Genomic DNA, 257 nt, shown 5'->3' on the forward strand with positions numbered 1-257 from the left:
ATCGACCAATGGTACGCCAGCTCTAAAACTTGCTCCAATTGCGACGAGAAACACGAAAAAATGACGTTGGATGTGCGAAACTGGACGTGTTCCAGTTGCTGCGCAGAGCATGTTAAGGATTCGAAGGTTTCTTGTTCGACGGCGCTTGCTTGGGCCCGCCGTTAGGACTTATACATCAGAATAACCTTTAGGACTCGTGTCATGAAGGCTTTTTATGAATCCTTTAAGTCATTCGCGGAGTAGGCGACAGATGGGCG

1 protein-coding gene is annotated in these 257 nt (G+C 48.2%); it reads left to right on the forward strand.

The features are described 5' to 3' along the window. Positions 1–165 carry a zinc ribbon domain-containing protein gene (locus E1297_RS51030; protein ID WP_368669407.1) on the forward strand — a complete coding sequence of 55 codons (165 nt, stop codon included), beginning with the start codon at positions 1–3 and terminating at the stop codon, positions 163–165. The last annotated feature ends 92 nt before the right edge of the window (positions 166–257 follow it).

It is taken from the genome of Roseibium sp. RKSG952 (assembly GCF_009711355.1).